This window comes from Bradyrhizobium viridifuturi, from assembly GCF_001238275.1.
Taxonomy (GTDB): Bacteria; Pseudomonadota; Alphaproteobacteria; order Rhizobiales; family Xanthobacteraceae; genus Bradyrhizobium; species Bradyrhizobium viridifuturi.
In genome coordinates, this window is sequence record NZ_LGTB01000043.1 from 1 (window position 1) to 12839 (window position 12839).

The 12839-nt window shown below is 64.5% G+C and carries 14 protein-coding genes and 1 pseudogene; 9 read left to right on the top strand and 6 right to left on the bottom strand.

Translation table 11 applies throughout. From position 1 onward, the window contains the following. Positions 1-1058: HAMP domain-containing protein (locus ALC15_RS32025; RefSeq protein ID WP_430649213.1), on the bottom strand; the 1058-nt coding region annotated here is incomplete at its 3' end. Positions 1059-1341: 283 nt separating this feature from the next. Here ALC15_RS32025 and ALC15_RS32030 point away from each other — a divergent pair. Together ALC15_RS32030 and ALC15_RS44295 are read left to right on the top strand one after the other, a co-directional pair. Beyond that, complete coding sequence (locus ALC15_RS32030; protein ID WP_050630742.1) at positions 1342-3330, top strand: PAS domain S-box protein; 1989 nt, start codon at positions 1342-1344, stop codon at positions 3328-3330. A gap of 94 nt (positions 3331-3424) precedes the next feature. After that, positions 3425-3646, top strand: coding sequence for a hypothetical protein (locus tag ALC15_RS44295; protein ID WP_157860957.1), 222 nt, complete (start codon positions 3425-3427; stop codon positions 3644-3646). A 49-nt stretch (positions 3647-3695) separates the two neighbouring features. On the opposite strand, the gene ALC15_RS32040 is transcribed toward ALC15_RS44295, so the two are convergent. Continuing rightward, complete coding sequence (locus tag ALC15_RS32040) at positions 3696-4016, bottom strand: hypothetical protein (protein ID WP_050630744.1); 321 nt, start codon at positions 4014-4016, stop codon at positions 3696-3698. 61 nt (positions 4017-4077) lie between these two features. On the opposite strand from ALC15_RS32040, the gene ALC15_RS32045 reads away from it, so the two are divergent. Together ALC15_RS32045 and ALC15_RS32050 are read left to right on the top strand one after the other, a co-directional pair. Beyond that, complete coding sequence (locus tag ALC15_RS32045; RefSeq protein WP_050423694.1) at positions 4078-4278, top strand: DUF3072 domain-containing protein; 201 nt, start codon at positions 4078-4080, stop codon at positions 4276-4278. A gap of 110 nt (positions 4279-4388) precedes the next feature. After that, positions 4389-4643 (top strand): hypothetical protein, encoded by a 255-nt coding sequence (locus ALC15_RS32050; RefSeq protein ID WP_021082218.1) that lies wholly within the window; start codon positions 4389-4391, stop codon positions 4641-4643. 180 nt (positions 4644-4823) lie between these two features. Here the strand turns inward: ALC15_RS32050 and ALC15_RS32055 are convergent, their stop codons facing one another. After that, entirely contained in the window at positions 4824-5081 is a 258-nt protein-coding gene (locus ALC15_RS32055; RefSeq protein WP_050630745.1) for a hypothetical protein, read from the bottom strand. A gap of 113 nt (positions 5082-5194) precedes the next feature. Between ALC15_RS32055 and ALC15_RS32060 the strand changes: the two are divergent. Further along, a pseudogene (locus ALC15_RS32060) lies at positions 5195-7263 on the top strand (ATP-dependent helicase). A gap of 137 nt (positions 7264-7400) precedes the next feature. On the opposite strand, the gene ALC15_RS32065 reads toward ALC15_RS32060, so the two are convergent. Both ALC15_RS32065 and ALC15_RS32070 read right to left on the bottom strand, forming a co-directional pair. Further along, positions 7401-8132 carry an adenylate/guanylate cyclase domain-containing protein gene (locus tag ALC15_RS32065; protein WP_050630746.1) on the bottom strand — a complete coding sequence of 244 codons (732 nt, stop codon included), beginning with the start codon at positions 8130-8132 and terminating at the stop codon, positions 7401-7403. Between the two features lie 82 nt (positions 8133-8214). After that, positions 8215-8466, bottom strand: a complete 252-nt coding sequence (locus ALC15_RS32070; RefSeq protein WP_050630747.1) for a PilZ domain-containing protein — start codon at positions 8464-8466, stop codon at positions 8215-8217. Between the two features lie 267 nt (positions 8467-8733). Between ALC15_RS32070 and ALC15_RS32075 the strand changes: the two genes are divergently transcribed. The 4 genes from ALC15_RS32075 to ALC15_RS32085 are packed head-to-tail and all read left to right on the top strand — an operon-like array spanning position 8734 to position 11763. After that, positions 8734-10140: an MFS transporter gene (locus tag ALC15_RS32075; protein WP_050630748.1), complete on the top strand. Its 1407-nt coding sequence runs from the start codon at positions 8734-8736 to the stop codon at positions 10138-10140. Positions 10141-10151: 11 nt separating this feature from the next. Then, positions 10152-10415: a hypothetical protein gene (locus ALC15_RS43610; RefSeq protein ID WP_128089640.1), complete on the top strand. Its 264-nt coding sequence runs from the start codon at positions 10152-10154 to the stop codon at positions 10413-10415. Further along, a complete protein-coding gene (locus ALC15_RS32080) occupies positions 10408-11337 on the top strand; it encodes an acyl-CoA dehydrogenase family protein (protein ID WP_128089641.1) in 930 nt (309 codons plus the stop codon). The genes ALC15_RS43610 and ALC15_RS32080 overlap by 8 nt, the downstream gene beginning before the upstream one ends. A 24-nt stretch (positions 11338-11361) precedes the next feature. Next, positions 11362-11763 carry a VOC family protein gene (locus tag ALC15_RS32085; RefSeq protein ID WP_050630750.1) on the top strand — a complete coding sequence of 134 codons (402 nt, stop codon included), beginning with the start codon at positions 11362-11364 and terminating at the stop codon, positions 11761-11763. A gap of 248 nt (positions 11764-12011) precedes the next feature. On the opposite strand, the gene ALC15_RS32090 is transcribed toward ALC15_RS32085, so the two are convergent. Then, positions 12012-12761 carry a Spy/CpxP family protein refolding chaperone gene (locus ALC15_RS32090; protein WP_050630751.1) on the bottom strand — a complete coding sequence of 250 codons (750 nt, stop codon included), beginning with the start codon at positions 12759-12761 and terminating at the stop codon, positions 12012-12014. Positions 12762-12839: the final 78 nt, after the last annotated feature.

Below are 12839 nucleotides of genomic sequence, written 5' to 3' on the forward strand. Positions count from 1 at the left end.
GCGAAGCGGTTGAGCTGGTCGACCATCGTGTTGAGCGTTTCCTTCAACTGAAGGATCTCGCCCGACACGTTCACCGTGATCTTCTTCGACAGGTCGCCGCCCGCAATCGCGGTCGCGACGTCGGCGATGTTGCGGACCTGCGCCGTCAGGTTCGACGCCATGAAGTTGACGTTGTCGGTCAAATCCTTCCAGGTGCCGGCGACGCCGGGCACCTGGGCCTGGCCGCCGAGCTTGCCTTCGGTACCCACCTCGCGCGCCACGCGCGTCACTTCCGACGCAAACGAGCGCAGCTGATCGACCATCGTGTTGATGGCCTCCTTCAGCTGCAGGATCTCGCCGCGAACGTCGACCGTGATCTTCTTGGACAAGTCGCCGTTGGCGACCGCGATCGTCACCTCGGCGATGTTGCGGACCTGGCCGGTCAGATTGTTGGCCATTGAGTTGACGCTCTCGGTCAGGTCCTTCCAGACGCCGGTCACCTCCGGCACCTGGGCCTGGCCGCCGAGCTTGCCCTCGGTGCCGACTTCGCGGGCGACGCGCGTGACCTCCGAGGTGAACACCGAGAGCTGCTTGATCATCGTGTTGACGATGTTCGCCGACTGCAGGAATTCGCCGCGCAGCGGCCTGCCCTCGACGTCGAGCTGCACGGTCTGCAGCAGGTCGCCCTGCGCCACCGCGGCGACCGCGCGGGTGACCTCGCGGGTCGGCCACAGCAGATCGTCGATCAGCGTGTTGACCGAGCTCTCCATATCGGCCCAGGCGCCGCTGGCGAGGCCGAAATTGACGCGCTGACGGGTCTGCCCCTCGCGACCGACGACCTGCCCGACGCGCGCCAATTGCTGCGCCATGCGCTCGTTGGCGGCTGCGATTTCGTTGAAGGCGTCCGCGATCTTGCCGTCGATGCCGAGATAATCGCCACGCATCCGGACCGAGAAGTCGCCGCCGCGCATCGCCTGCAAGGACTGCAGCAGATCGTGCGAGGAATCGAGACTTCCATTCGATGATTGGGCGCGGCGTGTTTCAGCACGGGGACGAGGCGGCGAACCGAGATCGGTCATGGAATTTCCCCTACGCGCTGGCCGCGAATCCAGGGACTCGGAAAAGCCAGTGTGACCATAAGAATGACTGCCTTGGATCTATTCAAGCGGGAAAACGCCAAAACCACGATTTGTGACGCAAACCGAGTAGCTTAATCGCGGATGGAACCAAAAGTTCCACTGCGCGTTGGAACTTTTCCCGGACTGGCGTAAGCCATTCGTCTTGTTTGGTCCTCATGGACGCATGTGATTGCATTGGAACATTGGCCTCCCCGGAGCGTTTCGGGGATTGGCAGGATTGGTGATGGTTAAGAAATCAGACACGCTCAAGCGGGACATTCTCGAGAGTGAGCGAAGATTCCGGCTGTTGGCCGGAGGGGCGATTGACTATGCGATTTGCACGCTCGCGCCCGATGGACGGATAATCCACTGGAACAAGGGCGCCGAGCGCATCACCGGCTATCCGGCCAAGGCAATCCTCGGCAAGCACTTCTCGATCTTCTATCCTGAGGAGGATCGCGCATCGGGCCTTCCCGCGAAGGCGTTGCTGATGGCGCGGAAGGAAAAACACGCCGAGGCCGAGGGCTGGTGCATCCGCAAGGACGGATCGCAATTCTACGCTTCGGTGGTCATCGATCCGATCTACGAGAAGCGCAAGTTGGTCGGCTACGCCATGGTGACCCGCGACGTGACCGAGCGGCGGCAGGCGCGCGTGGATCTCGAGGCCAGCGAAAGCCAATTCCGACTGCTCGTGAGCAACGTCACCGATTACGCGCTGTACATGCTGACGCCGGCCGGCATCGTCGCCAACTGGAACGCCGGCGGCGAGCGCATCAAGGGCTATTCGCCCCGCGAAATCATCGGCCAGAGCTTTGCGCGATTTTATACTCCGGCCGATCAGGCCGCCGGCAAACCGGCACGTGCGCTCAAGATCGCGGAAGAGACCGGGCACTACGAGGAGGATGGCTGGCGGGTCCGCAAGGACGGCTCGTTCTTCTGGGCAAGCGTCGTGATCGATCCGATCCGCGACAGCGACGGCAGCCTGATCGGCTTTGCCAAGATCACGCGGGACATTTCCGAGCGGCGCGAGGCGCAGCAGAAGCTCGAACAGGTGCAGCGACAGCTGGCGGAATCGCAGAAGATGGATGCGCTCGGCCAATTGACCGGCGGCGTCGCGCACGACTTCAATAACCTGCTGATGATCATCTCGGGCAATCTGCACCGGATCAGGCGCGAGGTGATGAGCGAACGCGGCAGGCTTGCACTGAGCGCGATCGAAACCGCGTCCGAACGGGCGGCATCCCTCACCAGCCAGTTGCTCACCTTCGCGCGCCGCCAGAGTGTCAACCCGCAGACTATCGATGTCGCCGACAGGATCCGCGCGCTGCGTGCGGTCCTGACCAGCGCACTTGGCGGCCTGGTCAAGCTCGAGATGGACATCCAGCCGGATGTCTGGTCGGTCTTCGTCGACCCGAGCGAATTCGAGACCGCGCTGATCAATCTTGTCGTCAATGCGCGGGATGCGATGCGCGACGGAGGCACGCTGACCATCGCGGCGCGCAACATTCCTGCCCAAGCCCAGGTGGCCGTCAGCGTGACCGATACGGGCGAAGGCATTCCGGACGATGTGCTGAGCAAGGTCTTCGATCCGTTCTTCACCACCAAACCGGTCGGCAAAGGGACCGGCCTCGGGCTGTCCCAGGTCCACGGGTTCGCGCATCAGGCCGATGGCCGGGTCGAGATCGCAAGCACGCTCGGCAAGGGCACGACGGTTTCCATCTTCCTGCCGCGCGGGACCGTGGCCGCAACGCGCTCGCGTGCCGACCACGCCATGCACGCATCGGCGACGGTCCTGTTGATCGAGGACAATCCGGCCGTCGCCGATGCGAGCACCGGCCTGCTCGAACAACTCGGCTACACCGTGCGCTGGGCGTCCAACGCAGAGGCGGCCTTGTCGGAAATCGACGCCAACGGGATCGATGTGGTGTTCAGTGACATCGTGATGCCCGGCCGGATGGATGGGCTGAAGCTGGCGCGCACGATCCGGGACATGAAACCCGAGCTGCCGATCCTGCTGACGACGGGCTACAGCGAGGGCGCGCGTGACGTGAGGTCCGACTTTCCGGTGCTGCGCAAGCCGTACCACATTCACGATCTCAGCCGCGAACTCTCCAGGTTGACAGGGCAAGGCTCAGGCGACGCGACCAGCGGCGCATCGGCAGATGCGCCGAGCGGGTTCGATTCTGCCACACGTGATAGTGTGGAGAGGCCAAAGGCCAAAGCCCGCTGCTAGTTCGGGATCAAGGAGCTAGCGATCCGCCGGCCAGGTTCGCCGCACCAATTGCACCCGCTCGATGCGGCTGCATTGCTCGCAGCGGTACTGAAGGATGTCCCTGCCCTCGCTTCCCGGAGAGCTGCTCTCAAGCCGCATCGTTCTGACGCAGCTGATGCAGGAGATCAGCGTCAGCAGCGGGCTGCGATCGTCATTCATCGATGCCCGCGGAGGCGCGGTCGGATCGGCGATCATGGCGCTGGGCGATGCTATGGTGTTGGCTCTCACCACAAGAAAATGCCGATCCCGCGGTTCAGGTTCCCGCCCGGAAACCTGATTTGGGCTCAAGACGGTGTGTCAGCCCCTCGTACGATCGCGCGGCCGGATCACACCCTGGCGTTACTGTGGCCCGGCTTGGCCTTTGGCTTGTCCGCTCTGGCCTTGTCTGCCTTGGCCGCCGCTGTTGGACGGTCCGCATAGCTTCGGCTCAGCCGCTCCCGAACGGTCGGGAGCCGCTCGCCGCCACCAGCGGCCTTCCAACGAACTATCAACTCGGCAACTTCGGCGCGCATCGCCATCAGCCGGTACGACCCTTCGCTGCAATCCAGATCGCGATTGACCTGATCCCGGATCGATGCCTCGACCAAGGTCATCTCAGCCCGCAAAGTGCTGATCCTGCGACGAATTTCATTGATCTTGTTGTCCATGGCTTGTTAGAACAAAAATAGAACATATTGTCAAGTCACGATCCGGCAAGTGAGGTGGACGATGAGCATGGCAGCGGTAAAATTTGGTGGGGTTGCGGACCGGCTTGGCGGGCTGATGTCGCGTGCCCAGGCGCTGCGGTTGAGGAGCCTGGCCGAGGAGGCCTATCAGCCGAACCAGTACGCGCGCGACTTGACGTCAGAGGAAGCCGAACGGCGCATCGATGCCCTACGGGCGGAGATTGCGCTGGCGGACTCGTTCTAAGCCCCTGCCCGGTCGAGCCGGACACTCCCTTAAGGCTTTGATATAGCGGCGCAGCTAGGTCTGTTCTGTTATGGCAGCTTGCCGCTGCCTGACCTTTGGGAGAGCCTTTCGTGCTGGAGCTGGAGAAGCGGTCGCCGCTTGCGTTCCCGATCACGCTGAAAGACGGGCGAATACTCGCGACCGTCGGCGACGCGGCGGACTATCTGTCAGCACTGAACGCCGACCAGCGCGAGCGCGGCTATTGGAAGACGGCGATCCTGATGTTCAACAACGCGATGCGCGAACCCAGCTACCTGAGGATCGCAACGATCAACATGCGCTCTGCGCTTGTGTATGACCGTCTCGTCGACGACGCCGGCTCCTGATTGTGGCGCGGCAGCTACAGCCGAATCGGCGGCGGTTGCGTACGGCCGTGTTCGTTATGGCCGCAAACAAGGTAACGGCGGTACACGCGACGGCAGGGAGTGCAATGCACTTCGGCCGCACTCTAGGGCCGCCAGGGAGGGCCAAGGCGGCCCATTTCTTTTCAAACCAATCTTGTCTTTTCAAAGCAGTTTTGCACGGACGAACAGCGTCCGCAGTGCGTTGGTCGCCTGCACTGTCAGCATGGCGTTGCCGGCCGCCCGCTCCAGCGCAACCAGCGCCTCGTCATGGAGCGAGCGGAACTCCATCCATTCGACGGCGCTGAGATTGCTGATGAAGCGGTAGGCCTGGCCGACGGTCGCGAGCGTCACTGTCTCGCCGTTCAGCCGCACCTTGAATGTCGCCTTCAGCGGCGTGTCGGATTTGGAAGTGTCACCCATGGCGCGGTTGTGCGCCGCGGCGCGTTAATGTCAATCTAATTTCTCTGCTTCCGCGCAGCTGTGCCGGCCCCGCTGAATCGCAATGTCTGTTAGCGTTTCCCAGGGGGTGATTCGTGCCTGATCTTGCCAACACAGCCTATCTCGATGCGCTCAATTCCGAGCAGCGACGCGCCGTCGAGCATGGGGTCGGCAAGGATTGCATCGTCGGCGCCCCGCTGCTGGTGATCGCGGGCGCGGGCTCGGGCAAGACCAACACACTCGCCCATCGCGTTGCGCACCTGATCGTCGCCGGCGCCGATCCGCGCCGCATCCTGTTGATGACCTTCTCGCGGCGTGCTGCGGCGGAAATGGCCGGCCGCGTCGAGCGCATCGCACGCCGCGTGCTCGGCGACCGCGCCTCCGTCATGACCGATGCGCTGAACTGGGCCGGCACGTTCCATGGCATCGGCGCGCGGCTGCTCCGCGAATTCGCCGAGCGTATCGCGCTCGACCCGGCCTTCACGATCCACGATCGCGAAGACTCCGCCGATCTGATCAACCTGGTCCGTCACGATCTCGGTTTCTCCCGTACCGAAAGCCGGTTCCCCACCAAGGGCACCTGCCTTGCGATCTATTCGCGCTGCGTGAATGCGGAAATGCCGATCGAGGCCGTGCTCGGCCAGTTCTTCCCGTGGTGCTCCGGCTGGGCCGGTGAATTGAAGCAGCTGTTCGCAGCCTATGTCGAAGCCAAGCAGCGGCAGAACGTGCTCGATTACGACGACCTCCTGCTCTACTGGGCGCAGATGGTGACAGACACCGCGCTGGCCGAGGAGATCGGCGGCCGCTTCGACCACGTGATGGTCGACGAATATCAGGACACCAACCGCCTGCAGTCCTCCATCCTGCTCGCGCTCAAGCCGACCGGGCGCGGGCTCACAGTGGTCGGCGACGACGCGCAATCGATCTATTCGTTCCGCGCCGCCACCGTGCGCAACATTCTCGACTTCCCGAGCCAGTTCAGCCCCGCCGCCGAGATTGTCACGCTCGACCGAAACTATCGCTCGACCCAGCCGATCCTGTCGGCCGCCAACGGCGTGATCTCGCTGGCCAAGGAACGCTTCACCAAGAACCTGTGGACCGACCGGACCTCGACCCGCAATCCGCTGCTGGTCACGGTCCGCGACGAGGCCGACCAGGCGCGCTACATCGTCGAGCAGGTGCTGGCCAATCGCGAGGAAGGTGCGCTGCTGAAGCAGCAGGCGGTGCTGTTCCGCACCTCCTCGCACAGCGGACCGCTGGAGGTCGAGCTGACCCGCCGCAACATTCCGTTCGTGAAATTCGGCGGCCTCAAATTCCTCGACGCCGCGCACGTCAAGGACATGCTGGCCCTGCTGCGTTTCACCGCCAATCCGCGCGACCGGGTCGCCGGCTTTCGCATCCTGCATCTGTTGCCCGGCGTCGGGCCGGCCTCGGCACAGCGCGTGCTCGACCGCATGGCCGAAGCCGCCGATCCAATCGCCGCGCTCGCAGCGCTGCCGGCGCCGCCCCGCGCAGGCGCGGACTGGAGGTTGTTCGTCGAGACGATCGAAAACCTGCGCTTCTCGGAATGGCCGGTCGACATCGAGCGCGCACGGCTGTGGTACGAGCCGCATCTTGATCGCATCCACGAGGACAGCGAGGTCCGCCGCGCCGACCTCATCCAGCTCGAGCAGATCGCCGCCGGCTACCCGTCGCGCGAACGCTTCCTCACCGAGCTCACGCTCGATCCGCCCGACGCGACCAGCGACCAGGCCGGCGTGCCGTTGCTCGACGAGGATTACCTGATCCTGTCGACCATCCATTCCGCCAAGGGGCAGGAGTGGAAGTCGGTCTACGTGCTCAACGTCGTCGACGGCTGCATGCCCTCCGACCTCGGCGCCGGCACCTCGGCCGAACTCGAGGAGGAGCGCCGCCTGCTCTATGTCGCCATGACCCGCGCCAAGGACGATCTGCATCTCATGGTGCCGCAGCGCTTCTTCGTCCACGGCCAGGCCGCCAAGGGCGACCGCCATATGTACGCCTCGCGCACCCGCTTCATCCCGGAACGACTGCTGCCGATGTTCGAGCGGACCACATGGCCGCGCGCAGCCGCCGCGCAAGCCTCCTCCCCCAGCCGTGCGCCGCCGATCGATATCGCGCGCGGATGCGCGGCATGTGGCGCTGACGAAAATCCCCTCCGCTCCCGGAACGAAGCCACCGGCCTCGCGTTAGCGCGGTGTTCGTAATCGGCAAACGACCATCCCCGACGGCTTCGGCGCGGTGCTCCGCGCTGGAGCCGTCTTTTTGTTGCGCCGCGTCAATTCACGCCGAAAACAGTGTAACCGGCTGGTCGAAGCCCTTCAGCGTATAGTCGGAACCGGTCGCCGTGATCATGCTTGCGGTTCGATCCCGCACGGCTGATGTGACCAGGATCTCGCCGGACTTCGCGATCGCTTGGGCCCGGGCCGCGCGATTGACCACCGTGCCGACCGCCGTCAGGTCACGATGGGTTTGGCCGAACTCACCGAAATTGGTGTCGCCGCTGTCCATCCCGATGCCGATTCCGAGTTCGATGTCGCCGGCGCCGATCGCCTTTACTAGCGTATCGTGCCTGTCCTTGAAGCGGCGCTGGATCTCGCGCGCCGCCAGCAGGGCCTGCACGGCGTGATCGTCCCGCCGTACCGGGAAATTGAAGATCGCGAACACGGCATCGCCGATCGTCTTGTTGAGGATGCCGTCATAGCGCCAGATCGCGGCGGCGCAGTCGTCGTAGAACGCGTCGAGCAGCGACGTCAGCCCGTCCTGCGCGATGGTCTGCGTCAAAGTGGTGTAGCCGCGCAGATCGGCGAACAGGATGGTGGCGTCGATGGTCACGGCGCGCGCCTTCATGATCTTCGAGAAGGCCATCTCGCAGATCGTGCAGGTGTTCGGGTTCATGCGGCTCGGCCGGACGCCGAACAGGCGGAACGGCGCCGACAAGGGGCCGCGCAGCGGGATCGGCATATGCAGATTTTGCCAGCAGCCGAGGCAGATCGTTGCGGGTTCCGGAGTCATCGGCGTTCCACCGGCTGTTCCAGCGACGAAACCCATTCCAGCCTGGCACGGTCGGTCATGGTGTCCTGCGAGATTGCCGCGCTCAGGCGGTCGTCACGAAACTCACTCCAATCCGCGTCTTCTTGCTCCAGATCACCTGGCACTCATAGACCACCGAGGCGTCGCGGGCCATCATCAGGCGGAATCTATGCGGGACGAATGCCGGATTCTCGACCTCGATGGCTGCGCCTTCCGCCGAGATGTTGACGATCGTGCAGTGCATGACCGAACCGCCCGACGAGACATAGCCGGGTTCATTGACCTCGGTTCGTGGATGCCTGCGCTTCTCGTCCACCCGGCCTGTCTCCCCCGCTCTCTTGCCACAAACGTGGGCGATCGGGATCGCAGGAGTCAACGGCTGGCACGGCTCACATCAGGCTTTCGCACCATGATTTGTGCGCAGCGGCAAGCCGAATTGCATATCGCGTTCGTGCAGACGAGCCCCGCGCCGGTGCGGGCTTGCCGTTCGCGACAGCACGAGGATAGCCTCATCTTATGAGCGATGCGCCGGCGCAACGCACGCTCGCAACAACAACGAACAGGCGCCAAGGGGAGACGCGCCATGTTCGAGATCCTCGATCGCCGGACGACTCTGACCGGCAACCAGATCAAGATCCTTGCGGCAGCCATCATCGGCGATGCGCTGGAATTCTTCGATTACTTCCTGATCGGCTTCGTGCTCGCCTTCCTGATCGGGCCGTGGAAGCTCACCTTCGGCCAATCGGCCACCGTCCTGATGAGTTCCGGCATCGGCGCCATCATCGGCGCCTATCTCTGGGGCTGGCTCGCCGACCGGGTCGGGCGCCGCATCGTCTTCATCGGCACGGTGCTGAACTTCTCGATCGCGACCGGCCTGCTCTATTTCACGCCCGACAATGGCTGGGTTTACCTCGCAATCCTGCGCTTCTTCGTCGGCACCGGCGTCGGCGGCCTGTATTGCGTCGACCTGCCGCTGGTGCAGGAGTTCATGCCCTCGCACAAGCGCGGCTGGGTCGGCGGGCTCGTCACCTGCGTGATCCCGCTCGGCGTCGGCCTTGGCGCAGTGCTGGGCGCGATCATGGGCACCGATCAGTGGCGGCTTTTGTTTGCGATCGGCGTACTGCCGGCGGTCCTCGTGCTGCTGGTCCGGCTCTGGGTGCCGGAGTCGCCACGCTGGCTGTGCCGGCAAGGGCGCTATGACGAGGCCCGCAAGTCGCTCGCCTGGGCCCTGCAGGTGCCGCCATCGGAGCTGCCGCTGCCGAGCGCGGCCGACGCCGGGCCGATCGTCACGACCAGCTGGTTCGACCTGTTCAAATATCCGCGCAGCCTGATCGTCTCCTGGCTCGGCAACGCCGGCGCGCAGACCGGCGTCTACGGCATCACGCTGTGGGCGCCCGCACTGTTCGTGCTGCTGCTGAAGGTCACGCCGCAGGAAGCCGCCAAGATGATGATCCTGCTCAGCGTCACCGGATTCCTCGGCCGCATCTCGTTCTCCTGGTTCTCGGAGTTGCTGGGACGGCGCATCGCCGGCGGCCTGCTCGGCCTCGGCGCCGGCGCGCTGACCATCATTGCCGGCTATCACTACGACGCGACGCTGTTCGGCATGTCGGCGTTCTGGCTGCTGCTCGGCGCCGCCTTCTTCTTCGCCGACGGCGGCTTTGCGATCGTCGGGCCCTATGCGGCGGAGGTCTGGCCGTCGCATCTGCGCACCACTGGCATGGGCTCGGCCTACGGTTTCGGCGGCATCGGCAAGATCATCGGGCCGGTCGGCCTCGCACTGATCGTCGGTTCGAACAACTATCTCAAGCCGGACGTGCCGCTGACCCAGATCCCGACCGCCTTCGTCTATCTCGGCTGCTGGTTCCTGATGGCGGGCGCCGTCTATCTGTTCTTCGGGCTCGAGACCCGGGGCAAGTCGATCGAGCAGATTGACAGGGAGCTCAACGCGGCCGCTGACGTCGCGGCCTCCGCCACCATCCGGCGCGCCTGAGGGAGGCGAATATGAGCGTGACTTCAGCAGATCTTGCGGGCGATCGTGACGTGATCGCCCGCGCCGAGTCGATCAGGGACGCAGTTGCGGCCGCCGCCGACGAGATCGAAACAACTCGCCGCCTGCCGCCCGATTTGCTCGACCGGCTGCACGAGGCGCGGCTGTTCCGCCTGCTGTTGCCGCGTCGACCGACGGGATCGAGACCGATCCCGTCACCTTCTTCCATGCCATCGAGACCATCGCCAAGGCCGATGCCTCGACGGCGTGGTGCCTGAGCCAGGCCGGCGGCTGTGCGATGTCGGCGGCCTATCTCGACCTGCCGGTCGCGCAGGAGATGTTTGCCGACCCGCGCGCGGTGCTGGCTGGGGCCCCGGCCCCAAGGTCAAGGCGATCGAATGCGAGGGCGGCTACCGGGTCACCGGGGTCTGGTCGTTCGCGTCAGGCGGCCGGCACGCCACCTGGCTCGGCGCCCATTGCCCGATCTATGCCGCGGACGCCTCGCCGCGCCGCGACGCCAATGGCGAGCAGCTCGAACGCACCATGCTGGTGCGAACCGAGGACGTCGAATGGACCGACATCTGGAACACGGTCGGGCTGCGCGGCACCGCCAGCGACCAGTTCGCGCTCGACGACTTCTTCGTTCGCGCGGACCATTCGATCACCCGCGAATTCGAGCGCGAGTGCCGCGAGAATGGTCCGCTGTACCGGATGAGCAACCACACCTGCTACCAGGTCGGCTTCGCCGGGGTCGCCTGCGGCATCGCCCGCAGTGCGCTGGACAATTTCGTCGACGTTGCCCGCAACAAGGTGCCGCGCGGCATGAAGAAGACGCTGCGCGACAATGCCGTGGTGCAGTCCGGCCTCGCCCAGGCCGAGGTCAATCTGCGCGCCGCCCGCGCCTTCCTGCTGCAATCGATGGCGGACATCTGGAAGGACCTGGTCGCCGGCCACAGCATCACGGTCGCGCAGCGCATGACGATCCGGATGGCGGCGACCCACGCCATCCACAAGGCGCGGGAAGCTGTGGATTTCGCCTATAGCACGGCCGGCGCGACCGCGATCTTCGACGGCCATCCGCTGGAGCGGCGCTTTCGCGACATCCACACAGTGACCCAGCAACTGCAGGGCCGCTTCAGTCATTTCGAGACCGTCGGCGCCTGGATGCTCGGCGTCGACGCCGACCTCAGCTTCGTCTGATCTGAATTCTCAGGGAGAACGACCATGCCATTGGGCGGACTGCAGCATTTCACCATCGAACCGCAGGATTTGGAAAAGACCAAGGCGTTCTATTGCGATGTGCTCGGGCTCGAGAATGGCGATCGGCCGCCGCTCGATTTTCCGGGCTACTGGCTCTATTCCGGCGGTCAGGCCACCGTCCATTTAATGGGCACCCGCAAGCCGCGCGACGGCATCGTCGTGCGTGGGACGGAGAAGAAATATGAGGATACCGGCCGCCTCGACCATATCGCCTTTGCCGCGACCGACGTTGACGGCGTACGCAAGCGCCTCCAGGCGAACAATGTCAGCTTCCGCGAGCAGATCGTGCCGCGCACCGGCGACACCCAGATCTTCCTCTACGATCCCGATGGCGTCGGCGTGGAGCTGAACTTCCCCAAGAGCTGAAGCGGATTACCTTGCTCGACAAATGGCCGATGCAAGCGTCGGCCAATATTTCCCACCGCAAAACCGGTTCCCGACAAGGCCCTGACTCGGCCATCACTCGGGCGTGATCCCGTCCGTTTTTCTTCAACATTGAATGACGAATTAACCGAGCCGCGCCGCTGCGGCAGAATAGCCGGGTGCTGCGCCTTTAACCTACCCCAGGGCATGGTAGCCCGGCTATTCGTCCCCACTTCGCCGCCGGACGCTCGCTAGTCGAGCCCGCGCTCGTGGCTGAGGCGGACCATTTCATTGATGAAGATTTGTTTCTGCTTGTCGTCGAGGCTGGCGTAAAGCGGCTCGGCAGCGTCGGCGACGCCGCGCTGATCGACCGCGCGATCATTGAGGAACTGGGCCTCGTTGCGCATCTGCTCGATGATGTCGTCAGGCGGATCGCGCTGCGCGCGTGCAATGCGCAGGTTGAGCCGGTCGGCGCCGTTATGCCCGAGATAGTGCATCGCACTGTTGAAGCCGGCCCAGTTCTTCTCCTGCTCCGGCGTCAGGTTGAGCTCCTTCTTGATCCGCTCGATATTGGCGTCGCTATTGGCGACGATCTGTTCGGCCGTGAGCTGCGGTGCGCCGGCCTGGGTCAGCACCGTCGGCGCTTGCTTGGCGCCCTTGTCCTTGGCGGCGGCCTTGGCCGATTTGGCGGCCTTGGCGCCCTGCTTGTCACCGGACGCTGGAGCCTGCGCGTTCTTGCCGTTGCCGGCATTGGGATTGCCGTTGTTGCCGGTCAACACCCCGGTCACGCCGGTCACAACCCCGACCACGCCGCCGATGGCTCCGCCGAGAACCCCGCCAACCGGTCCGGCGGCCTTGTTGCCTTCGCGCGCGCCCTGCTCCACGCCCTGCACGATCTGCGCATCGACCATATGAGGCACTGCAAGCAGCGTGACGGTGGCGGCCCCAACCGCGGCGCACAATCTCCATTGTGCTCGCAGCTTCGCTACCGGGATGAGCATGATCGGGTCTCCGTGATCGATGGTGGATTGCAGAATGGAAGCGCGGGTAGGTCGACGAATCCGACCTTATCGTCTCCG

Excerpts from the sequence above, each read along its gene's own strand:
- ALC15_RS32030 (WP_050630742.1), top strand. The coding sequence starts at position 1,342 with ATGGTTAAGAAATCAGACACGCTCAAGCGGGACATTCTCGAGAGTGAG.
- ALC15_RS44295 (WP_157860957.1), top strand. The coding sequence starts at position 3,425 with ATGTCCCTGCCCTCGCTTCCCGGAGAGCTGCTCTCAAGCCGCATCGTT.
- ALC15_RS32040 (WP_050630744.1), bottom strand. The coding sequence starts at position 4,016 with ATGGACAACAAGATCAATGAAATTCGTCGCAGGATCAGCACTTTGCGG.
- ALC15_RS32045 (WP_050423694.1), top strand. The coding sequence starts at position 4,078 with ATGAGCATGGCAGCGGTAAAATTTGGTGGGGTTGCGGACCGGCTTGGC.
- ALC15_RS32055 (WP_050630745.1), bottom strand. The coding sequence starts at position 5,081 with ATGGGTGACACTTCCAAATCCGACACGCCGCTGAAGGCGACATTCAAG.
- ALC15_RS32065 (WP_050630746.1), bottom strand. The coding sequence starts at position 8,132 with ATGACTCCGGAACCCGCAACGATCTGCCTCGGCTGCTGGCAAAATCTG.
- ALC15_RS32075 (WP_050630748.1), top strand. The coding sequence starts at position 8,734 with ATGTTCGAGATCCTCGATCGCCGGACGACTCTGACCGGCAACCAGATC.
- ALC15_RS43610 (WP_128089640.1), top strand. The coding sequence starts at position 10,152 with ATGAGCGTGACTTCAGCAGATCTTGCGGGCGATCGTGACGTGATCGCC.
- ALC15_RS32085 (WP_050630750.1), top strand. The coding sequence starts at position 11,362 with ATGCCATTGGGCGGACTGCAGCATTTCACCATCGAACCGCAGGATTTG.
- ALC15_RS32090 (WP_050630751.1), bottom strand. The coding sequence starts at position 12,761 with ATGCTCATCCCGGTAGCGAAGCTGCGAGCACAATGGAGATTGTGCGCC.